The following is an 18,536-nucleotide window of genomic DNA, read 5'->3' as shown; positions in this document are numbered from 1 at the left end:
GCTTATATGGAAGTCGATATAGAGGTACTGCACAAATTTATTGACAATGCACTTCAAGAAGATGTTGGTGATGGAGATCATACATCGCTTTCAACTATCCCGGAAGGGAAGCAGGGGAGTGCCAAACTGTTAATTAAGGAAGATGGGGTAATTGCCGGTGTCGCCGTTGCTCTGGAGATCTTCAAAAAGGTGGATAAGGCGCTTAAAGTAGACGTATTCATAAAAGACGGTGCCGACGTCAAATATGGCGACATAATTTTACACGTAACCGGAAGTGCTTATTCGATTTTAGTAGCGGAAAGACTCGTTTTAAATACCATGCAGCGGATGAGCGGTATTGCAACAACCACCAGGCGTATCGCCAATCTGCTCAAAGATACGAACACTAAAGTGCTTGATACACGTAAGACCACGCCAAATATGCGTTTCCTGGAGAAGCTTGCCGTCAAGATCGGAGGCGGGGTTAACCATCGCTTCGGCCTATATGATATGATCTTGATTAAGGATAATCATGTGGATTATGCAGGAGGAATAAGTCAGGCACTAAATGCAGCGAAGCAATATTTAATAGAGAATAATAAAAAGATTCCGGTCGAAATTGAAGTACGCAACCTAACCGAACTTGAGGAAGTGATGGAGTGCGGCCAGGTAGACAGAATTTTGCTGGACAATTTTGATTTTGAGACATTAACAGCTGCGGTTAAATTGGTGGATGGAAGATTTATTACCGAGGCTTCGGGTGGTATAACGCAGGACAATGTATTACAATATGCCCAGTGCGGCGTTGATTACGTTTCTTTAGGCGCTTTGACTCATTCTGTTAAAAGCCTGGACATGAGTCTGAAAGCATTTAAAAACTAAATAAGCATCAGTTTTGCACGAATTTGGCTCTGCTTTTTTTTAATATTGCAACCTGAATGATTTCAATTTATTCTCTATCTGCACTAGTTGCAGCTTATTTGTTTGGCTCAATTCCCACAGCTGTCTGGATAGGGCAGGCCTTCTATGGTATTGACGTACGCGAATACGGCAGTGGAAATGCTGGAGCAACAAATACTTTTCGGGTACTCGGAAAAAAAGCGGGAATAGCCGTAATGGTCCTTGATATTTTGAAGGGATGGACCGCTACCAATCTGGCCTATCTTATCGGGCTTTCAGTAACCGGACCCCAACATTCTGTTCAGTTTGCGAACTATCAACTGGCCTTGGGTATAATTGCTGTAATGGGACACTTGTTTCCGGTCTTTGCAGGATTTAGAGGAGGAAAGGGTATTGCAACTCTGTTTGGGATGATCCTGGCAGTTCATATAGAAGCTGCTATGGTTTGCGTAGTTGTTTTCTTAATAGTACTCCTTGTTTCAAAATATGTCTCCCTCAGTTCTATCTCTGCGGGATTTTCCTTTCCGCTGAGCGTAATATTCCTATTTCATTCCCCCATTCGTCCGATTGTTGTTTATGGTATGTGTATCTGTGTTTTGATACTTGTGACCCACCAAAAGAACATCGAACGCCTGCTAAAAGGCAAAGAAGCTAAAGTTAATTTCTTTAGAAAAAAACAGCTGGACTGATCTTTGCGTTATCTGTTAAAACACAGACATGAATATGAGAAGTTTAAGAATACTTAGCACCATTTTGTTGGTAACAATAATGGCTGCATGCTCAACGGTTCCTTTAACCGGAAGACGCCAATTAAGCCTCGCAAACTCTGATGCTATACAACAGGAAGCAGCTCAGGCCTACAGGCAATTTCTAAATGATCCGAAAGTAACGGTAGTTCGAAGCGGTTCTGATTTGCAGCGTGTACGTAACGTGGGTGGACGAATAGCCCGGGCCGTAGAGACATACCTTAATCAGAACGGATACGCCGGTAAATATAATTTGCAATGGGAATTTAATCTCATTCAAAGTAAAGACATTAATGCCTGGGCAATGCCAGGCGGAAAAGTTGCAGTATATACAGGCTTGATTCCTGTTGCACAAACAGACGCTGGCCTGGCCACTGTAATGGGCCACGAGATTGCTCACGCTATCGCCCGCCATGCCGAGGAAAGATATTCTCAAATGATGGGTGCGCAGGCAATTGGGGGTATTGTAGGTGCTGCTACGGGCGGATCACAAGCTATCGGTCAATTATATGGTTTGGGTGGTCAGTTAGCATTACTTAAATACGGTCGCTCTCAGGAGACTGAAGCAGACAGATTAGGCCTTGTATTTATGGCTATGGCCGGGTATAACCCTGATAATGCATTAACATTCTGGCAACGGATGGCTTCTGCCAAAGAAGGAAATGGTACGCCTCCCGAGTTTTTGAGTACACACCCCAGCGATCAAACCCGGATCTCGCAAATACAAAAGAATTTGCCAGAGGCGAGAAGATACTATAAGCCTTAACTTAAAGCGGAAAGAGCTTGTCTCAATATCGTTTAATAAACGGATGAGACAAACTCTTTTCTTTATATCGACTGCAAAGAGTAATTAGTATGCTTTATCTTCTCCCCGGAAGATATTAATAATGGTCAGGAATATAATGCGAATATCCAGCATGGCCGACCAATTCTCCATATACCATATATCGTGCTCAACGCGCTGTTCCATTAACCATTGTTCGTTGGTTTCGCCTCTAAACCCGTTAACCTGAGCCCATCCGCTTATACCTGGTTTAACTAAATGCCGAACCATGTATTTATCGATGATTGCTCTGTATTGACCGGTATGACTCAACATGTGGGGTCTAGGACCTATCAAGCTCATATCTCCGAAAAGAACATTGAAAAACTGAGGAAATTCGTCCAGGCTCGTCCTCCGCATAAATTTTCCAATAGGGGTTATTCTGTCGTCGTTACGCGTGGCCTGGTTTATATCGCTGTCGTCGTTAATCCGCATGCTCCTGAATTTGTAACAGTAAAAAGGCTTATTATCTCTGCCACTTCTAAGTTGCTTGAAGAGTATAGGTCCGGGACTTTGAAGTTTTATGATTAGAGCGAGAATCAGATATAACCAGCTGAAAATAAATAAGATAACCAGGGAGCTGATAACTATGTCGAGAAACCTCTTTTTTACCCGATTCTCCATGTCTTCCAGAGGTTCGTTTCTGAGGCATAATACGGGGAAGCCTCCCATGTGATCAATCCGGAAGTACGCCTGATTTGTAGAAAAATCAGGCACGAATTTTAAACGCAAACATTGTTTTTCTCCTTCCTGCATGAGCTGGGGGATGTCTTCGAGGCGGTCGGGAGCGATGGAAACAAATATTTCTTTTATACCAGCAGTTGCTGCTTTTTTAAGCTGCTGTCTGGCCGCGGGAATGAGTTTTCCCTCTTTATCTACATAAAAGCCCTCTTTTCCTAAAAAACCAACGAATTTCATATTTGATTGCTGCTCGAGAAATGCCGCAAGCTTTAATCCTCCAGAATTCATTCCCAGCACGGCGACAGCTTTTCTTATATCCAGATGACGAATGAGCAAATTTTGCAAGGCTGTACCGGTAAAGCGGCTTAAGATAAATCCAAAGCCCATAAACCCATAAAAAATAACAATGAAGTGTCTGGGAAAATCAATTTGATACGTAAAAAAGAGGTAAGCCAAGAAAAGGAAGGTATGCAAGGCAATACTGCGCCATGTAGCTCTGTAAATAAATTCCAATTTTGGGATTGTATGGTCGCGGTAAAGGCCAAATACACCTGATGATATTAGCCACAAGAGGTTACAGGTGGAGATGTTCTCCCGATACAGGGCCAGATCCATATGCCCACCTATTTTATTCGATAATTGAAAACCGAAAAAAAATAAAAAGTTAATCAGTACCAGATCACTGATCAATAAGATAAATTTCAAAAAATACAGATAGCGCGTTTGCATGCATTAACTCCAATATTCTTAAAAGCTCAGGGGGAAAGCATTGATAGTAAAAGAAATGCGTTTTCATCGAGAGCCATCAGAGTTATTAAAGCTAGTCATAAATTTTATTATGCGACAGATAATATTTAAAAAAATCTATCGTTGAGCTTCACTCCCGGTTACTTTATGGACTCTGATAATACTCGTCTGATAGCTTCAGCTTTCAGCAGGCATTCATCGTATTCTTTTTGTGGGTCTGAGGCGAAGGTAATAGCACTCCCGACATGGAAAGACAAATATCCCTCAGCAGCATTATAGAGCAACGTTCTGATTACTACATTAAAATCGAAGTCGCCATCTGGAGAAAAATAGCCTATTGCGCCAGAAAAAACGCCTCGTTTAGAGCGTTCATACTTTTCAATTAATTCCATTGCCGAAATCTTCGGTGCTCCAGTCATAGAACCCATTGGGAAGACCGCTCTTATGATCTCAGCGTTGGAAAGCCCAGGCTTTGCCTGACAGATTACAGTTGATATCATCTGGTGTACCTGCTCAAATGTATAGATCCCGAAAAGCTCTTCTACTTCTACCGTTCCAGGTATGGCGCATTTCGTTAAGTCGTTGCGAACCAGATCCACAATCATCACATTTTCAGATTGTTCTTTCTCGTTGTTCCTTAAGCTTTCTTTTAAGTATTGGTCTTCTTTGAAGTCAGCGCTCCTTTTAATAGTGCCCTTTATTGGCTGGGAAATGATTTTATTTCTTCGCTTGCTTAGAAATCGCTCCGGTGTGGCGCTGATGATATACCGGTGATTATACTTGAAAAAAGTAGCAAAAGGTGTAGGAGAGATAGTGTTTAGTGATTTAAAGGCTTCCAGCGGATTGAGAACGCAATTGTCAGCATAGAACTCCTGACAAAAGTTTGCCTCATAAATATCGCCCCGGTGGATGTGATCTTTGAGGGCCCGTACTGCAGCTTGATATTCGTCGGGCGTAAATCGCGTTTTTACAGTCCCCTGGAATGAAAACCTCTCGGTTGTTAAGGAAGTGCAGTTGATTTCTGTGATAACTGAGGCTGGTGATTCTGAGGTAATTTTAACTTGTCCAGCCTTTATGGTAATCAGATGTTTGGGCTTAAAGAAATAAAGGTCGGGGAAATTTAAGTGATCCGGATTGGCCGAGCTTAAAGATTCTGTCTCATTTTTCAGATCGTAAGCCAGAAAGCCTATTATCCATTGCGGGGAGTTTTCGATGAAACCGGCAAGTTCTTCAAACGCCGACCCTGCATTCGACTCAAGTCCTTCGCTTGCACCTGCAGCGATCAACACATCGAACGAAGAGTAAGGATCAGTATAACTATTAGAATCAAAATAACAGGCTGTCTCAAAAGAGGCAGCCCATTGTAATGCTTTTTGTCGAAAGAGGTCTACATCATCCGGAATATGAGTTTCCATGCCGGAATAATGGCTGATTAATTTAGGATCAGAGTTTGAACCCGGTCAGGACCTACAGAGAGATATCTTACCGGAACTCCAACTTCACTTTCTAAATATTTTACATATGCCATCAACTTAGCCGGAATCTCCGGAATAGTCTTAATACCAGTAAGATCTTCATTCCAGCCGTCAATTTCCTTAAATACAGGCTTAGGTTCAATAGAGCAAATGTCGTACGGCATATAATCGATTGTTTCTCCATTATATTCGTAGTGGGTACAAGCATAGATCTTATCAAAACCGCTTAACACGTCTGCTTTAGTCATCACCAGCTCGGTAACACCGTTAAGCATGATCGCATATTTTAATGCAGGCAGATCAATCCAGCCGCAACGACGGGGCCGACCGGTTGTTGCGCCAAACTCATGCCCAACTTTACGAAGTTCTTCGCCGGTTTCGTCGTGAAGTTCTGTAGGGAAGGGTCCTCCGCCTACACGGGTGCAATACGCTTTAAAAATCCCGATAACCGAACCGATTTTTGCCGGAGCCACACCTAGTCCGGTACATGCGCCGGCTGCTGTTGTATTTGATGAGGTAACAAAAGGATATGAACCAAAGTCCACGTCGAGCATTGCGCCTTGTGCGCCTTCTGCAAGTACCGACTTGCCTTCACGCAGGTACTGATTTACGAAATGTTCACTGTCTACCTGAGGAATACTCTTTAAATATTCAATAGCTTCGAAGAAGGCTGATTCTTTCTCTGAAAAATTAGGAACCTCTCCATAATGAGAGAGGATAGACTTGTGTTTATTCACCAGTTTATCATATTTCTCTTTAAAATCAGGGAGCATGGTATCGCCAACTCTTAAGCCATTGCGGCCGGTTTTGTCCATGTATGTTGGGCCGATCCCTTTAAGTGTCGAACCAATTTTTCCTTCGCCCATTTTGCTTTCAGACGCAGCATCAAGCAATTGATGAGTTGGAAGAATAAGATGAGCTTTACGGGCGATTACCAATTTTTTCGCAGCAACCGGATCGAAACCACTCTTTTTTAGATTATCAAGTTCGCGTTTAAGAATGATCGGGTCGATTACCACACCATTACCTATAAGGTTCATGGTTTTTTCATTGAAAATCCCCGACGGGATAGTATTTAGTACGTATTTCTGATTGTCAAACTCCAGTGTATGTCCCGCATTGGGGCCACCCTGGAAGCGTGCAATTAAATCGTATTTCGGACTTAGAACATCTACAATTTTTCCTTTTCCTTCATCGCCCCATTGGAGGCCTAAGAGTACGTCAACAGCCATTTATTGTTTTTTGGATATTAATTTTTTGAATGAGATTCACAGTAACCTTCCTTTAATTTGGCGCAGTTACCGTAAAGATTGAGAGAGTGGTGCTTAATGTCAAACTTTAACAAGTCACCCATCATGCTTTGAATCTGGCCGATTCTTGGGTCGCAGAACTCTACCACTTTGCCGCAGTCAATGCAGATAATATGATCGTGCTGTTTATAACCGTATGATTTTTCGAACTGCGCCATATTCTTGCCAAACTGGTGCTTCGTTACCAAATCGCACGAAACCAATAGTTCAAGAGTATTATAGACTGTAGCACGGCTAACGCGATACTTCTTGTTTTTCATATGGATATAGAGCGATTCTACATCAAAATGATCATTGCGCGAATATATTTCTTCCAGTATAGCAAAACGCTCGGGCGTTTTTCTTAAGCTTTTATTTTCGAGGTAGGCCTCAAAAATTTTTTTTACAAGTGCTATGGTTTCTTCTACGGGCATAGTTTGCTTAACAGCGCTCAAATTTATCCAAAAAAATAAGAAATCCTCAAAGAATTATGAAGCGAGGTCTACATTTTGCTGTTCGGAATCAAAACGGGTAACAGAAGTTACACCCTTTACTTGTTTAAGCTTCTTGATAAGATTATCCAGGTGTTGCGTATCGTTAACATATACCATAATAGATCCTTCAAAGATACCCTCATTGCTATCCACAGTTATCGAGCGCATGTTTACTTTGAAATCATATGAAATGACTGTGGTGAGTTTGTTGATTAAACCCACATCATCAATTCCGGTAATCCTCAATCCGGTTAAGAAGGCTAGTTCTTTCTGCGAGGTCCATTTTGCTTTCACAATCCTGTAGCCGTAATTGGCCATTAATTTGGCTGCATTAGGGCAGGTTGTCCGGTGGATTTTGATGCCGTCGTTAATGGTGATAAATCCAAATACATCATCTCCGGGTATTGGGTTACAGCAAGTAGACAGCTTATAATCTATTTTTTGCATGTCCTCGCCGATCAATAAAGTATTACTATCCTTAGATTTTACTTTGTTAATAATACCCTCGATCTGGTGTGCCTCAATCTTTTCTGGCGACCGTTGCTCAATTACCTTTTCTGACGTCTGGAATTGCTTCAGATCCTTCAAGTCTATCGCCCCGGTAGCCACATTATAGAAAAGGTCTAAAGGAGATGCAAACTTGAAGAAATAGGTTATTTTGTTGATATTGTCTGTATTGTAGGTAATCTTAAGAGATTTTAACTTTCGTTCAAGAATCTCTTTACCTTCCTCGGCCACCCTGCGTTTTTCTTCTTTTAGTGAAGATTTGATTTTGGATTTAGCTTTCGCGGTAACAACAATATTCAGCCAATCTTCCTTCGGACTCTGCTTACTGGAAGTAATTATCTCTACTTGGTCGCCGTTTTGAAGCTTGTATGAAAGAGGAACCAGCTTGTGATTCACTTTGGCTCCGATACATTTTGCGCCGATATCGGTATGGATTTCAAAAGCGAAATCCAAGGCAGTGGCTTCGGTAGGAAGTTGTTTTAAGGCGCCTTTCGGTGTGAAAATAAAGATCTCATCCGAAAAAAGATTCATTTTAAAATCGTCCAAAAAATCAAGCGCATTAGACTCCGGATTGCTCAAGAGTTCGCGTACTTTCTGTATCCATTGGTCCAAACCGCTGTCAGACGAGGATTCTTTATACTTCCAATGAGCGGCAAAACCTTTCTCCGCAATTTCATTCATCCGCAAAGTTCTGATCTGTACCTCAACCCATTGACCTTTAGGGCCCATTACTGTTGTATGCAAAGATTCATAACCGTTGGCACGGGGAGATGAAATCCAGTCGCGAAGCCGGTCCGGGTTGGGGCGGTATAAATCGGTTACTATCGAGTAGGCCTTCCAACAATCTGCTTTTTCAGTTTCAGGTTTGCTGTCCAGGATGATTCTGATCGCAAAAAGGTCATAGACTTCTTCAAATGGTACACCCTTTTTACGCATTTTACTCCAGATCGAGTGGATGGACTTAGGTCGGCCATATACTTCAGCCTGTAAACCTTGCTCTTCGAGAATCTCCTTTATTGGCTCGACAAAAGCTTTTACATATTGCTCACGTTCAGCCTTTTTTTCGTTGAGTTTTTTTGCGATGAATTTGTAGGTTTCCGATTCCATGTATTTCATGGAAAGATCTTCCAGCTCAGATTTCATCGCATATAAGCCCAGACGATGTGCGAGGGGAGCGTAGAGATAAATCGTTTCTGAAGAGATTTTCAGCTGCTTATCTCTCGGCATAAAGTCCATAGTTCGCATATTATGCAAACGGTCGGCTAATTTTATCAGGATAACCCTCACATCATCGGCCAGAGTAAGAAGCATCTTTCGGAAGTTCTCGGCCTGTAAGGAACTGTTCGTGTCGAAAACGCCGGATATTTTTGTTAACCCATCTATTATTTTGGCCACTTTTTTCCCGAATTCCCGTTCGATATCCTCCAGGGTAATGGCGGTGTCTTCCACCACATCATGCAACAAGGCGCATACAATTGAGGTAGTGCCTAAGCCAATTTCTTCAGCAGCTATTTGGGCCACGGCAATGGGATGATAGATATACGGCTCGCCTGATTTTCGGCGCATATCTTTATGGCTGTCCAGGGCCATATCAAAAGCTTGTCTTATTAAGCGTTTGTCGCCCCGTTGTAAGGTCGATTTACAGGCCTTAAGCAAGGCACGGTACCTTTTAAGTATTTCCGCTTTCTCCGCTTCCAGATCTATTACTAGTTCGTTCATATTTAAATCTGAAACATTCTGTCAATTTTTATCTCGCTTATACTTATTGGGTTACAATTTCGTATATTAGGTATTAATTATAAACGAAATTAGAAGTAATTTTGTGTATACCCTAAAGTATGAAAATTTTTAGTCTTACCTTATTTTTCTGCGTTTTATTCGCCTCTGCAATTGCGCAGCACGTGAATCCGGGCATGGTAACAGGTAAGAATGATACGTTAAAAGTATATGCGACGCGCGATGTTGATGGGACCTGGATTCCATGGATTCCATTAGCTGATCTGAATATCAAAGGCCAGCGTTTGTTTAGAACGCCTGAAGCAAGGTATCAGTACGACCGATTAAAATATAATGTTCTTAAAGTTCTTCCTTACGCTATGTTTGCCCGTAAGAGATATTCAAAGCTTAACCAGGATCTGGCGCTCACGACCAGTAAAAAAGATCAGCGAAAACTAGTGAGAGCTTGTGATAAGGAAATTAAAGACATGTTTAATCGCGAGATCAAGAACATGACGATCTATCAGGGCGAAATCCTGATCAAATTAATTGACCGGGAAACCGGAAAGAGTACGTATGATCTGGTGAGAGAGCTCCGCGGAGGTGTGGTGGCCTTTGCTTATCAGTCAATAGCCAGAGTTGCCGGCCACAATCTTAAGCATCAGTATAACCCGCAAGAAGAGCGGGATATTGAAGCGATCATTCAGGCGGCAGGATATAACAATCCTGTGTACTATAATTAACCCTTAGATTCACTTTTTTTACTCAGTATTTATTGATGAAAATAGATATTCTGGCTTTTGCTGCTCATCCTGATGATGCCGAATTAAGCTGTTCCGGAACATTACTCAAACACAAAGCTTTAGGAAATACAACTGGTATCATAGATTTAACACGCGGCGAATTGGGCACAAGAGGTACTGCCGAAACCCGCGACACAGAAGCTAAAGATGCTGCCGCGATCCTGGGATTGGACGTACGTGAGAATCTGGCTATGAGGGATGGGTTCTTTGTAAATGATGAATTCCATCAGCTTCAGATAATAACGAAAATAAGACAATACCAACCTGATATTATACTGATTAACGCCATTCATGATCGCCACCCTGATCATGGCCGCGCGGGGGCTTTGCTAAACGACGCAGCTTTTTTATCTGGTTTGCCCAAAATAAAAACCGAAATAAACGGCGAACAGCAAGTTGCCTGGAGGCCTAAACTGGTATTGCAATTTATACAAGACGCGTATATCAAACCCGATATACTCATAGATATCAGCGATTTCTGGGACTCGAAAATGGCTTCTATAAAGGCCTTCAAAACGCAGTTCTATAATCCCGAGGTTAAAGAAGAACACGAAACCTATATTTCAAGTCCTGATTTTGTGCGGGTTATAGAAGCGAGAGCCCGCGAGTTCGGTAAGTTTATAGGCGCCACTTTCGCGGAAGGGTTTACCTGTAAAAAGCTGCTGGGCGTTGACGATCTGTTTAAGCTGAAATAGACTAAAGGTGCGGTAAGATCCGCTCCATTACTTCCATGCCTTTGTCAACGTCTGCAGGTTTCATGACAAGTGCTGGCCTGAACCGTATGGAGGCAGTTCCGCAACCAATAAACATTACGTTGTTTTCAAAACCCTTGGTGATGAATTTATCGCGCATAGTTTTGTCCGGAAAATCAAAAGCAGTCAGCATGCCATACCCCCGTACATTAGAAATTTTAGTGTATTTTTCGGAAAGTACTCTCAAGCATTTTTGTAAATAGCGACCTGTTTCCGCTGCGTTTTCAACCAGTTTGTCTTCGCTTATAATCTGTAAAATCTTTGAAGCCCGAACCATATCTGTAAGGTTACCGCCCCATGTTGAATTTAATCTGGAGGGCACTCTAAAAACATTGCTTTCGATCTCGTCAACTTTGTTGCCAACAAGAATTCCGCAAACCTGCATTTTTTTTCCAAAGGCGATAATATCCGGACGGGCGTTTTCGCCAAAATGCTCATGGCACCAGAATTTTCCCGACAGGCCCACACCAACCTGAACTTCATCGTAAATCAGGAAGCATTCATTCTCATCGGCCAGAGTTCTTACTTGTTCTAAAAATTCTTTTCGCACATGATTTTCTCCTCCTTCAGCCTGTACCGGTTCTATGATAATTGCGCATATATCGTCTTTATTATCGGCAAAAGCCTGTTTTATCTGTTGCAGGGATTCGGATTCACGCAGTAGTAAATTTTCGAAATTTTCGGCTGTAAGGGGAAACTGGATGGCCGGGGTTGTAATGCGCGGCCAGTCGAATTTTGCATACCACTTCGTTTTATCGGGATTAGTATTGGTTAAACTCATCGTGTAGCCAGTGCGGCCATGGAAGGCGTGTTCGAAATGAATAACCTTAAAGCCGCGCTCTTCCTGATAACCTTTCTGAAAGCTTTTCTGAACTTTCCAGTCCATCGCCGTTTTTAATGCATTTTCGATGGCCAGGGCTCCGCCTGCGATAAAAAATGCATGCGGAAGGTACTCAGGGATAGCGGTTTTTGAGAAGGTGTCTACAAATTCTGCATACTGCTGAGTGTAAATGTCTGAATTGGAGGGATTACTGATTGCAGCCAGAAGAAGATTTCTCTTGAATTCTTCATCTTCAATCATTTTAGGATGATTATATCCTAGCGGGACAGAGGCAAAGCAGGTGAAAAAATCAAGCATGTTCCGGTTGTATTTCGAGTCGTACATATACACACCTTTACTTTTTTCCATATCAAAAGTAAGGTCGTAGCCATCGGCCAGAATGTGTTTACTTAATACGTCGTGTACGTTTTGCGGAGAAACAGTAAGTTTATACATACCAGATGCTTTTCACAAATTTACTGAATAAAGAACACAACCCGGGTTAAGGGATGTGCAAATCACTTAAAATTTATCTTTCATCCCGAGTAAGCCGAACAGCCCACCAGTGTGAATCGCTAATATTTTGCTTCCCGGTAAAAAAAGGTCTTTTCTTGCTATGTCAAAAAGGGCAAACATCATTTTCCCTGTGTAAACCGGATCGATAAGGATACCTGTGTGAGATGCGAAATCGGCGATGAAATTAATCAATGCTGGAGTGGTTTTGGCATATCCTCCAAAGTGATAATCTGAATGAAAGGAAAAGTCGGATGGAGCGAGAAGAAGTCTGTCGATTTCATCTTTCAGAAAATCTCCTTTCAGCACAGTGATAGCATGTAAGCAAGAAGATGAATGTTGTTGTCTCAGACCGTTGATAATGCCTGCCGCAGTTGCTCCGGTCCCGCATGCACAAAAGATATGATCGTAATCCTGATCCAGTTCTTCCACCAGTTCGGCGCAACCTTTTGCTGCTTCTTCGCTATATCCTCCTTCATTAATGAAAAGTGCATCCGGATCATCCTGAAAGTAGAGATTAAATAGTCTTTGTTTGTCGCGATAACGTTCGCGGTCTGCAAAGATGAGTTTCATTCCGAACAATCGACAAAGCGCGAGGGAGTCGGTATTGATAGGCTCTCCGCGCACTATTCCGGTGCTTTTTAAACCCGATTTTGCTGCGGCGCAGGCAGTTGCGATCAGATGATTTGACCAAACGCCACCAAAGGTTACGAGGTGATTTTTATTTGCAAGGTTCGCTTTTTGCAGCAGATATTTGAGTTTTCGCCATTTATTACCAGAGATGAAAGGATGTATAAGGTCATCTCTTTTCAAATAAACCCGGATGTTTTTTTCAGAAAAAAGAGGATGGTGTATTTCTTCTTCCGGACTATTGTAAGGTAGGCTTATCATGAGGTAGAGTACAAGCTCCGCAGAAGCGGAGCCTGGAAATTAGCTGGCTACTTTCCAAAGCCAAGGCCGAGACCTGCATTGAAAGAATTGTATTCTGACGCAGAGTACGATGCATAAAATCGTATTACTGCAAGATTTAATTGAAATCCGATGTCGCTTCTAAAGCTGCTGAAGTTTTTCTTGTCGAGGCTAACAGGATCTTTTGCTGTTGTATAAACTGGGGCTACCCCGGTAGAAAGCGTCGGATTAATGACGCGGTAAGTTCCCAATAATCCACCTGTAGTTTTTGAAGTGTTATATCCCAAAGCAATAAAAGGAGTGAAAACCAAAAGTTTTTTGGATAAAATGGTTTGTACGTTAACACCCGAAATTTTCGCTTCGATTCGTTGGTTATCATCCAGACCACTTTTGTCGTCAACTTGTTTTTCGTATGAGAACTGAGTGTAACCTAAGGCTACAGCCAAATCAAACGGTAATAATTTTCCGGCGGTCTTACCTGCAATCAGAGGCAGTAACTCTACCTTCACACCCCCGCCTATCATATTTATTGTGCCTGTATTTCCGAGCTTAATATTCGGAACAGCCCTCAAAGAAACGTCAATGCCTTTAATTAATCCAACTGTAGCCTGTATTTGCGGAGACGGGATCAAGGGAAGGTTTGTTCCCTTGGGAAGAGTTACCCGGTCTACTTCGTCGCCACTGTTATTATTTACAATTAGTTCCGTTGGAACAACGCCTTTACCAGCAGCCACCGTTGGAGATAGGGTTTTGTTCGGATCTGCAAGCTCGAGTCGGTTTGATAATCCCAATGCAGATACATCAAAAGTTTTATCCTTGCCTGGAACCAAAGCACCAGTCACTCCAATCCTAATATCAAACCGTCCCAGGTTTTTTGAATGTGCGGTATTTGCCCATCCAGAGTTCAATCCGATTCCAAGACCTTTAAAAATGGGGCTTAAATATGCATTTGCGAGCTTTGTTGCGTCCGGACCTAGCTGGGCTAGCTCTGCGACGCCGTCTTGAGCAAATGCGGCAGGCGAGAAAATCACACTGCTAAATAGCAAGGTGATTTTAATAAATCTGTTTTTTTTCAATGTGATTTGAATTAGTGTTTGAAATATATTTCCCGAATCAAAAATGGGAAAAAATTTAACAACACCTTCAAATTCTTAACAAACTTCCTCATACGATGGACGGTGACTGATAATTATACAATTTAAAGAAGAATTTGTTTCTATGACTTGAATTGAATTGCAAAGTTTAATTTTGCATCCATGTCTGAAGAACTTGAGTTACCTGAGCAGGAAGAACAGGATCTGTTTGAACATCTGCGGGTGGTAGTGGATAAAGGCCAATCGTTGTTAAGGATCGATAAATTTTTGATGAATCGAGTTGAGAATGCGTCGAGAAATCGTATTCAGAGTGCCATTGAAACCGGAAGTGTGTTGGTGAATGACAAACAGGTTAAAGCAAGTTACAAAGTAAAACCTGCAGATATTATTTCGGTTGTTTTGCCGCATCCTCCGAGGGATACCGAGGTTTACCCCGAGGACATACCTTTAAGTATAGTCTACGAGGACGATGATGTATTGGTTGTGAACAAGCCAGCGGGTATGGTGGTTCACCCCGGCTATAACAATTACCATGGCACGCTGGTAAACGGGCTGGTTTTCCATTTTCAGCAACTGCCTCAGCTTCCCGGAAATGATGGACGGCCTGGTTTGGTTCACCGTATTGATAAAGACACCTCGGGCTTGTTATTAATCAGTAAGAACGAGTTTTCGATGTCCTATCTGGCAAAGCAATTTTTCGATCACTCCATAACCCGGAAATATCTCGCACTGGTTTGGGGTGATTTAGCTGAAGATGGCACCGTGTCCGGCTACATTGGCAGGAGCCTCCGCGACCGGAAGATCATGGACATTTATGATAATGAAGACAAGGGAAAATGGTCTGTTACTCACTATAAAATTTTAGAGCGCCTTAATTATGTAACTTTGATCGAATGTCAGCTGGAAACAGGAAGAACACATCAGATACGGGCACACATGCAGCATATCGGGCACCCCTTGTTTAGCGATGCTTCTTATGGGGGTGACAAAATTTTAAAAGGGACCGTTTTTAGTAAGTACCGCCAATTTGTGGATAATTGCTTTGAGATAATGCCGCGACAGGCTTTACACGCTCAGTCTTTAGGCTTCGAGCATCCGGTCTCGAAGAAGCGAATATATTTCGAATCAGATTTACCTGCTGATTTTCAGGCGGTACTAGAAAAATGGCGAAATTATGTCTCAAATACTAAATCAGAATAGCGTTTCTCAGGTTTTTATTGGAATATTTTAGGAGTTATGAATTTCATTAATTATAACGGAGAGATTCTTCCCGCCGCACAGCCCGTTCTTACCATTGCCAACAGAGGCTTCAGATATGGAGACGGGTTGTTTGAATCGATGCGTTATATGAACGGTAAGCTGCAATATGCAGAACTCCATGCACAGCGTTTACAGCGCGGAATGGCAACGCTTAAACTTGAAGGTTTCAAAAAGATATCGGCTGATTTTCTGCGTAAAAAAGTCGATGAATTAGTGCGTCGAAATTCATGCGGTCAAAATGCACGTGTGAGATTAACCGTCTTTCGGGATTCCGATGGCTTATATAGTCCTACCGGCAATCAATTTGCCTATACACTGGAGTTGAGCAGTTCGGACGAAAGCTCATATATCCATGCAGCCAAGGGTTTAATAGTAGATGTTTATGACGAGGTTACCAAGCCGGTAAATACTTTGGCGAATCTTAAAACCTGCAATTCTCTGGTGTATGTAATGGCCGGGATTTATCGTAAGCAAAAGTCTCTTGACGAGGTTTTTATCTTAAATAGCAATGGTTTCTTATGCGAAGCTATGAGTGCGAATGTGTTTGTGGTTTTTAAAAAGAAGATCTATACGCCGGCATTAAGCGAGGGCTGTATTGCCGGTGTAATGCGAAGTGTAACCATGCAGTTGGCCAAAGACAATAAAATGGAAGTGATTGAAGCGCAGATAAATCCGGATATTTTAAATGAAGCCGAAGAAGTCTTTTTAACGAACGCTACTCGCGGTATCCAATGGGTGATGGGATTTAATAATAAACGTTATTTTAATGAAGTGGCTAAAGATTTACAAGAAAAACTGAATTCTTCAATCGCCTAGGTTAATTACGAAAACCTCTTAGAAATTCTTCTACCGGCATCCTCTTTTTTCCTTCCATCTGAATATCCCTCACACAAATAAAGCCATCTAAACACGCAAAGCGAAGGTAGCTTTTATCGTCGCTTAAAAAGCCTCCAGGCTGAATACCAGGTTCTTTATCCATAATTTCGGCCGAATAAATCTTTAGGGTTTTCTCTTTAAATACAGTATAGGCTGTAGGGTAGGGGCTTAAGCCCCGGATATGATTATACACCTTCTCGACGGGTTGATTCCACCTAATCAGACAGTCTTCTTTGAATATTTTTGGTGCATGAGGTAGTTCTGTTTCACCAGGCAAAATTTCGGGCTGAACCACCGGAGTATAATCCCCAGATTCGATCGCCTTAACCGTGTCAACGAGCAGTGTTGCGCCGGTCTGCATTAGTTTATCATGGATGTCGCCCGCAGTTTCCTGTTCACTGATAGGCACAGACTTAGAAAATAAGATATTCCCTGTATCAATTTCATGTTGCAACAGGAAGGTGGTAACACCTGTTTCCTTTTCTCCGTTTATAACAGCCCAATTAATTGGCGCCGCACCGCGGTATTTCGGTAACAGCGAGGCATGAAGGTTTATAGTTCCCTTTGGAGGCATATCCCACACCGTTTCCGGAAGCATACGAAAAGCCACAACAACTTGTAGATCTGCTTTTAAAGACCTGAGCTTATCGTGAAAATCAGGGTCTTTGAGCTTTAACGGCTGTAGTACCTCCAATCCTTTTGAGAGGGCAAATTGCTTAACAGCCGATTCGTGAATCTTTTGACCGCGACCGGCTGGTTTGTCCGGCGCAGTAACAACTCCAACTATATTGCAGCCGGCATTAAGAAGAGCTTCTAATGAAGCTACGGCAAACTCGGGAGTACCCATGAATATGATTCGCATAATTTATTGGTAGAGTAAATATTTCTTTCGCATCAACTTAAACTGAGACAATCCCGGTTCCCATGACCTACGGATCTCGTCTTCGCTTTTGCCGGATATAATCTGCTTTTTTAAATTTTCAGTACCAGCCAGGCGATCAAAGTTATTCATCCTTTTGTTTAAGGTATGATCAAAAAATTTATCTTTCTCAGGATATGCCTTATACATTTCAATGAGCCATTGCAGGTTTAGTCTTCCTGTTTTTATAAAGTTGCTGGTGTCGTAATTTCTTAAGTCCAATCCATAGCATTTTTCATTCTGGTGCAATGGCGTTTCACTCATGCCGGGTATAGCTACCGGCGTAAAGCTAAATTTGTATTTATCCTCCAGCTTAGGATTGCCTAAAATCTGAAAGGGCATCTGCGTTCCTCGCCCAACACTAATCACCGTTCCTTCAAACAGGCATAGGGATGGATATAATAAAATTGATTGCTGTGTGTTGAGATTCGGAGATGGCTTTACTGGAAGCGTATATGGCTTAGTATGAGTATAGTTTTGGAGTTTGATAATATTGAGTTTGCACTGAATTTTATTGTTGAGCCAGCCTTCGCCGTTTATCATCCGGGCATATTCGCCGATCGTCATCCCGTGAGTAATAGGAATAGGATGCATTCCGATAAACGATTTGTATTTTTCTTCGCGAATTGGCCCATCAATATATGCGTTTGGATTTGGCCTGTCGAGAATCATCAACTCGACGTTATTTTCAGCACAGGCTTCCATGATGAGGTGAAGAGTTGATATATAGGTGTAAAATCTTGCCCCAACATCTTGAATGTCGAATATCATTATATCAACGCCTTTTAAATCGGCAGGTGTTGGTTTGGTATGACTGCCGTAAAGAGAAATAATTGGTATACCGGTTCTTGTATCAACGTCGTTTTGAACTTTAGCGCCGTCACTCGCCTGCCCCCTAAATCCATGTTCGGGGCCGAATGCTTTTATTATGTTAACGCCAAGTGATCTGAGAGTATCAACCAGATGTTTTGGTCCGATAATAGAGGTTGGATTTGCGACTATTCCTACCCGTTTCCCTTTTAGCATAGGTACATATACGGCAGTCTGTTCCGCCCCGGTAATTAATTCAATCCTGGTACTTTCACGACTAACCTGTTGCTGGCCGGCGTTTGTTGTAGTTGTCGTTGGTGGCGATCCGCGTTTTCCCGAACTGCATGCCGAAACAAACAGAACGGCCAGTAAGAATGTCAATAGATATGGTCTCATTTGCATAAAAATTAAGTTCACCAGGCA

General features: G+C 42.2%; 17 protein-coding genes. 7 read left to right on the top strand and 10 right to left on the bottom strand.

Features of this window, described 5'->3' with window-relative positions; all coding sequences use genetic code 11:
• Positions 1-6 precede the first annotated feature (6 nt).
• Genes nadC through J3P43_RS12100 form a run of 3 tightly spaced genes read left to right on the top strand, consistent with a single transcriptional unit; the run spans position 7 to position 2,391 of the window.
• Positions 7-861, top strand: a complete 855-nt coding sequence (gene nadC, locus J3P43_RS12110; RefSeq protein ID WP_255902723.1) for a carboxylating nicotinate-nucleotide diphosphorylase — start codon at positions 7-9, stop codon at positions 859-861.
• 56 nt (positions 862-917) lie between these two features.
• A complete protein-coding gene (gene plsY / locus J3P43_RS12105) occupies positions 918-1,568 on the top strand; it encodes a glycerol-3-phosphate 1-O-acyltransferase PlsY (protein ID WP_255902721.1) in 651 nt (216 codons plus the stop codon).
• Between the two features lie 34 nt (positions 1,569-1,602).
• Positions 1,603-2,391 (top strand): M48 family metallopeptidase, encoded by a 789-nt coding sequence (locus J3P43_RS12100; protein WP_255902719.1) that lies wholly within the window; start codon positions 1,603-1,605, stop codon positions 2,389-2,391.
• An 84-nt stretch (positions 2,392-2,475) separates the two neighbouring features.
• Here J3P43_RS12100 and J3P43_RS12095 read toward each other — a convergent pair whose 3' ends face one another.
• The 5 genes from J3P43_RS12095 to J3P43_RS12075 form a co-directional block, all read right to left on the bottom strand.
• Complete coding sequence (locus J3P43_RS12095; protein WP_255902717.1) at positions 2,476-3,858, bottom strand: undecaprenyl-phosphate glucose phosphotransferase; 1,383 nt, start codon at positions 3,856-3,858, stop codon at positions 2,476-2,478.
• A gap of 158 nt (positions 3,859-4,016) precedes the next feature.
• On the bottom strand, positions 4,017-5,291 hold the full coding sequence (locus tag J3P43_RS12090) for an anthranilate synthase component I family protein (protein ID WP_255902715.1): 1,275 nt from the start codon (positions 5,289-5,291) through the stop codon (positions 4,017-4,019).
• A 17-nt stretch (positions 5,292-5,308) separates the two neighbouring features.
• Complete coding sequence (locus tag J3P43_RS12085; protein ID WP_255902713.1) at positions 5,309-6,583, bottom strand: adenylosuccinate synthase; 1,275 nt, start codon at positions 6,581-6,583, stop codon at positions 5,309-5,311.
• A gap of 17 nt (positions 6,584-6,600) precedes the next feature.
• Positions 6,601-7,074: a Fur family transcriptional regulator gene (locus tag J3P43_RS12080; protein WP_255902710.1), complete on the bottom strand. Its 474-nt coding sequence runs from the start codon at positions 7,072-7,074 to the stop codon at positions 6,601-6,603.
• A gap of 54 nt (positions 7,075-7,128) precedes the next feature.
• Positions 7,129-9,360 carry a RelA/SpoT family protein gene (locus J3P43_RS12075; RefSeq protein ID WP_255902707.1) on the bottom strand — a complete coding sequence of 744 codons (2,232 nt, stop codon included), beginning with the start codon at positions 9,358-9,360 and terminating at the stop codon, positions 7,129-7,131.
• 119 nt (positions 9,361-9,479) lie between these two features.
• On the opposite strand from J3P43_RS12075, the gene J3P43_RS12070 reads away from it, so the two are divergent.
• Both J3P43_RS12070 and bshB1 read left to right on the top strand, forming a co-directional pair.
• Positions 9,480-10,100: a DUF4294 domain-containing protein gene (locus J3P43_RS12070; RefSeq protein ID WP_255902705.1), complete on the top strand. Its 621-nt coding sequence runs from the start codon at positions 9,480-9,482 to the stop codon at positions 10,098-10,100.
• Positions 10,101-10,135: 35 nt separating this feature from the next.
• Positions 10,136-10,855 carry a bacillithiol biosynthesis deacetylase BshB1 gene (gene bshB1 / locus J3P43_RS12065; RefSeq protein ID WP_255902703.1) on the top strand — a complete coding sequence of 240 codons (720 nt, stop codon included), beginning with the start codon at positions 10,136-10,138 and terminating at the stop codon, positions 10,853-10,855.
• Between the two features lies 1 nt (position 10,856).
• Here the strand turns inward: bshB1 and lat are convergent, their stop codons facing one another.
• The 3 genes from lat to J3P43_RS12050 form a co-directional block, all read right to left on the bottom strand.
• Entirely contained in the window at positions 10,857-12,188 is a 1,332-nt protein-coding gene (lat, locus tag J3P43_RS12060) for an L-lysine 6-transaminase (protein ID WP_255902701.1), read from the bottom strand.
• 66 nt (positions 12,189-12,254) lie between these two features.
• A complete protein-coding gene (locus J3P43_RS12055; RefSeq protein ID WP_255902699.1) occupies positions 12,255-13,136 on the bottom strand; it encodes a 1-aminocyclopropane-1-carboxylate deaminase/D-cysteine desulfhydrase in 882 nt (293 codons plus the stop codon).
• Between the two features lie 47 nt (positions 13,137-13,183).
• Positions 13,184-14,230 carry a DUF6588 family protein gene (locus J3P43_RS12050; protein ID WP_255902697.1) on the bottom strand — a complete coding sequence of 349 codons (1,047 nt, stop codon included), beginning with the start codon at positions 14,228-14,230 and terminating at the stop codon, positions 13,184-13,186.
• Positions 14,231-14,410: 180 nt separating this feature from the next.
• On the opposite strand from J3P43_RS12050, the gene J3P43_RS12045 reads away from it, so the two are divergent.
• Together J3P43_RS12045 and J3P43_RS12040 are read left to right on the top strand one after the other, a co-directional pair.
• Positions 14,411-15,448 (top strand): RluA family pseudouridine synthase, encoded by a 1,038-nt coding sequence (locus J3P43_RS12045; protein ID WP_255902695.1) that lies wholly within the window; start codon positions 14,411-14,413, stop codon positions 15,446-15,448.
• Between the two features lie 36 nt (positions 15,449-15,484).
• Positions 15,485-16,324, top strand: coding sequence for an aminotransferase class IV (locus J3P43_RS12040; protein ID WP_255902693.1), 840 nt, complete (start codon positions 15,485-15,487; stop codon positions 16,322-16,324).
• Position 16,325: 1 nt separating this feature from the next.
• Here the strand turns inward: J3P43_RS12040 and fmt are convergent, their stop codons facing one another.
• Entirely contained in the window at positions 16,326-17,246 is a 921-nt protein-coding gene (gene fmt / locus J3P43_RS12035; RefSeq protein WP_255902691.1) for a methionyl-tRNA formyltransferase, read from the bottom strand.
• A gap of 3 nt (positions 17,247-17,249) precedes the next feature.
• Positions 17,250-18,509 carry an exo-beta-N-acetylmuramidase NamZ family protein gene (locus tag J3P43_RS12030; protein WP_255902689.1) on the bottom strand — a complete coding sequence of 420 codons (1,260 nt, stop codon included), beginning with the start codon at positions 18,507-18,509 and terminating at the stop codon, positions 17,250-17,252.
• Between the last annotated feature and the right edge of the window lie 27 nt (positions 18,510-18,536).

The organism is Paradesertivirga mongoliensis, from assembly GCF_024436395.1.
Taxonomy (GTDB): Bacteria; Bacteroidota; Bacteroidia; order Sphingobacteriales; family Sphingobacteriaceae; genus Paradesertivirga; species Paradesertivirga mongoliensis.
This window is presented reverse-complemented; position numbering and strand designations above follow the sequence as displayed.

Bases quoted from the DNA above. Each gene is read 5' to 3' on its own strand.
- nadC (WP_255902723.1), top strand. From the start codon at position 7: ATGGAAGTCGATATAGAGGTACTGCACAAATTTATTGACAATGCACTT.
- plsY (WP_255902721.1), top strand. From the start codon at position 918: ATGATTTCAATTTATTCTCTATCTGCACTAGTTGCAGCTTATTTGTTT.
- J3P43_RS12100 (WP_255902719.1), top strand. From the start codon at position 1,603: ATGAGAAGTTTAAGAATACTTAGCACCATTTTGTTGGTAACAATAATG.
- J3P43_RS12095 (WP_255902717.1), bottom strand. From the start codon at position 3,858: ATGCAAACGCGCTATCTGTATTTTTTGAAATTTATCTTATTGATCAGT.
- J3P43_RS12090 (WP_255902715.1), bottom strand. From the start codon at position 5,291: ATGGAAACTCATATTCCGGATGATGTAGACCTCTTTCGACAAAAAGCA.
- J3P43_RS12085 (WP_255902713.1), bottom strand. From the start codon at position 6,583: ATGGCTGTTGACGTACTCTTAGGCCTCCAATGGGGCGATGAAGGAAAA.
- J3P43_RS12080 (WP_255902710.1), bottom strand. From the start codon at position 7,074: ATGCCCGTAGAAGAAACCATAGCACTTGTAAAAAAAATTTTTGAGGCC.
- J3P43_RS12075 (WP_255902707.1), bottom strand. From the start codon at position 9,360: ATGAACGAACTAGTAATAGATCTGGAAGCGGAGAAAGCGGAAATACTT.
- J3P43_RS12070 (WP_255902705.1), top strand. From the start codon at position 9,480: ATGAAAATTTTTAGTCTTACCTTATTTTTCTGCGTTTTATTCGCCTCT.
- bshB1 (WP_255902703.1), top strand. From the start codon at position 10,136: ATGAAAATAGATATTCTGGCTTTTGCTGCTCATCCTGATGATGCCGAA.
- lat (WP_255902701.1), bottom strand. From the start codon at position 12,188: ATGTATAAACTTACTGTTTCTCCGCAAAACGTACACGACGTATTAAGT.
- J3P43_RS12055 (WP_255902699.1), bottom strand. From the start codon at position 13,136: ATGATAAGCCTACCTTACAATAGTCCGGAAGAAGAAATACACCATCCT.
- J3P43_RS12045 (WP_255902695.1), top strand. From the start codon at position 14,411: ATGTCTGAAGAACTTGAGTTACCTGAGCAGGAAGAACAGGATCTGTTT.
- J3P43_RS12040 (WP_255902693.1), top strand. From the start codon at position 15,485: ATGAATTTCATTAATTATAACGGAGAGATTCTTCCCGCCGCACAGCCC.
- fmt (WP_255902691.1), bottom strand. From the start codon at position 17,246: ATGCGAATCATATTCATGGGTACTCCCGAGTTTGCCGTAGCTTCATTA.
- J3P43_RS12030 (WP_255902689.1), bottom strand. From the start codon at position 18,509: ATGAGACCATATCTATTGACATTCTTACTGGCCGTTCTGTTTGTTTCG.